Origin of the sequence: Streptomyces sp. 11-1-2 (assembly GCF_003595545.1) — a bacterium.
GTDB classification, from domain to species: domain Bacteria; phylum Actinomycetota; class Actinomycetes; order Streptomycetales; family Streptomycetaceae; genus Streptomyces; species Streptomyces hygroscopicus_B.
In genome coordinates this window covers 1294687-1297030 of sequence record NZ_CP022545.1, presented here as the reverse complement: position 1 = coordinate 1297030, position 2344 = coordinate 1294687, and the positions used below count along the sequence as shown (strand labels likewise).

The window sequence follows — 2344 nt, the reverse complement described above, 5'->3', positions numbered from 1 at the left end:
CCACATACGAGCGGACACACCGCATCGTCCCTGACGCACCATCCGCCCCTGAGGCACATACGAGGGAGTCAACAGTGAGCGAGACCTTGCCCCTTCCCGGGACCGTGAAGGCCGAACGGCGTTGTCCGTACGACCCTCCGGAGAACCACCGCCGCCTGCGGGACGCGGGTGAACTGGGCAAACTGGAGCTGCCCGGCGGCCTGGTGATGTGGTTCCTGACCAAGCACGACGACATCAGGGCCATGCTGGCGGACTCCCGGTTCAGCGGCTCCAGGGTGCCGTTCCCGGCGATGAGCCCGGAGATACCGGCGGGCTTCTTCTTCTCCATGGACCCGCCGGACCACACCCGCTACCGCCGCACGCTCACCGCCGAGTTCTCGGTGCGTGGTGCGCGCGAACTGACCGGCCGGATCGAGCGGCTGGCCGACCAGCACCTCGACGCGATGGAGGCGATGGGCACGAGCGCCGATCTCGTGTCGGCCTATGCCAACCCGGTGCCCGCGATGGTGATCTCCGAAATTCTCGGAGTGCCGTACACGTACCACCAGAAGTTCGACCACGAGGTACGCACGCTCAGGGAGACCGGCGGCGACGACCAGGCCGTCGGCGCGATGGCGACCGCGTGGTGGGACGAGATGCGGGGATTCGTACGCGCCAAGCGGGCCGAGCCCGCGGACGACATGATCAGCAGGCTGCTGCACGGCGAGGTCGAGGGCGGGGCGCTGACCGACGAGGAGGTGGTCGGCATCGCCATGACCATCATTTTCGCCGGTCATGAACCCGTGGAGAACCTGATCGGCCTCGGCATGCTGGCGCTGTTCCAGGACCGTGAGCAGCTGACCCGGTTGCGTGAGAACCCCGACCTGCTCGACGACGCCGTGGAGGAGTTCCTCCGCTACTTCCCCGTCAACAACTTCGGCACCGTGCGCACCGCCACCGAGGACGCCGTGATCAACGGTCATCCCATCGCGAAGGGCGAGATGGTGGCCGGTCTGGTGTCCACCGCCAATCGGGACCCCGAGCGCTTCGCCGACCCCGACCGCCTCGCCCTCGACCGGCCGCACGCCTCCCATCTCGCGTTCGGACACGGTGTGCATCAGTGCCTGGGCCAGCAACTGGCGAGGGTGGAACTGAAGGTGCTCCTGCAGCGGTTGCTCGCCAGGTTCCCCAGCCTGCGTCTGGCGGTGGCCCCGGAGGAGATCCGATACCGGGAGAACACCTCGTTCTACGGTGTCCACGAGCTGCCGGTGACCTGGGCGGCCGAGTAGCCCCAGCCGGTGGCCGGAAGGCCGGCGGCGGGCGGCGGTGGCCGGCGCGTGGGGAAAGAGGCCGCGTACGCCGAGGGCGGACCTCAGACCCCGAGCCGGCCACCGGTCAGCCGTGCGAGCGGGCGGCGGCGACGTGCGGCACGCCTGCGCAGGACCACCGCGGTGGCGCCCGCCGCGGCGGCCCCCGCACCGGCGACGGCTGCCTGGACCTTCCGCGCCTTGAGCGCCATCCAGGCCGAACCCGCCGCCGCGGCAGCCTTCTTGGGGGCCTCAGCCGCCACGGTACGACCGGTGGCCACGGCCTTCTCGGCAGCCACATGGGCCTTGTCGGCGGCGACATGAGCGGTGTGCGCGGCCGTCGTCGCGGCGCTCGCGGCGGCGGTCTTCGCCGTCGTCTCCGCCTCGCCCGCGGTGTCCTTGGCCTTTGCCGTCGTCTCCTTGGCCTTGGTGGTGGTGGCCTTCGCGTGCGCGTTGGCGCTCCTGACACTTGTGTGTGCGTTCTTCTTCTCGGTCATGTCCACCGCGTTACCACTCGGCCCGACAGCAAACCCGGGGCGCCGGACCGTCGGCGCGGCGGGACGCCGCCTCGGCTCATTCCGTGCCCGAGCCGCGCCGCTGCTGGAACAGCACGAAACCTCCGGCCAGAGCGACCAGACAGACGCCGATGATGACTCCCACGGCGGGCCACGGGGACCCGTTGTCCGACGTCGCCGCCTTCGAGGGCGACTCGCCGTCCGGGTCCGGCGCCTCGCTCTCCGGCCGTGTAGAAGCCGAGGGTGAGGCGGACGGGGCGGCGCCGGCGGCCACGGGCTCGAGCTTCAGCAGTGAGGCGGCATTCCCCGGCTCCGACTCGAACGTCAGTGCCACTTTCTTCGCCAGGGTGTGCGAGTCGGAGGCTTTCGCTTCGGTGTGGGCCAGGGCGGGGGAGGCCGTGGCGAGGACGAGCGCCGACGCGGCGATGGCCAGGGCGCCGGACCGCCGCGTCCGCGGGCGGGACGGCAAATGATGTGCGTTCACGGTATCTCTCCTCGTCATGGGGGCACCCGAGCTCTCCGCACCCGGCGCCGGGTGCGTTC

The 2344-nt window shown here is 70.7% G+C and carries 3 protein-coding genes; 1 reads left to right on the top strand and 2 read right to left on the bottom strand.

Features of this window, described 5'->3' with window-relative positions:
* The first annotated feature begins 74 nt into the window (after positions 1–74).
* Positions 75–1268, top strand: a complete 1194-nt coding sequence (locus CGL27_RS05440; RefSeq protein ID WP_205587626.1) for a cytochrome P450 — start codon at positions 75–77, stop codon at positions 1266–1268.
* An 83-nt stretch (positions 1269–1351) separates the two neighbouring features.
* On the opposite strand, the gene CGL27_RS05435 is transcribed toward CGL27_RS05440, so the two are convergent.
* The gene (locus CGL27_RS05435) at positions 1352–1783 is read right to left on the bottom strand and encodes a hypothetical protein (protein WP_162952882.1); all 432 of its coding nucleotides are present in this window, start codon (positions 1781–1783) and stop codon (positions 1352–1354) included.
* A 76-nt stretch (positions 1784–1859) separates the two neighbouring features.
* The gene (locus tag CGL27_RS05430; protein ID WP_159037673.1) at positions 1860–2285 is read right to left on the bottom strand and encodes a hypothetical protein; all 426 of its coding nucleotides are present in this window, start codon (positions 2283–2285) and stop codon (positions 1860–1862) included.
* Positions 2286–2344: the final 59 nt, after the last annotated feature.

Bases quoted from the DNA above. Each gene is read 5' to 3' on its own strand.
- CGL27_RS05435 (WP_162952882.1), bottom strand. From the start codon at position 1,783: ATGACCGAGAAGAAGAACGCACACACAAGTGTCAGGAGCGCCAACGCG.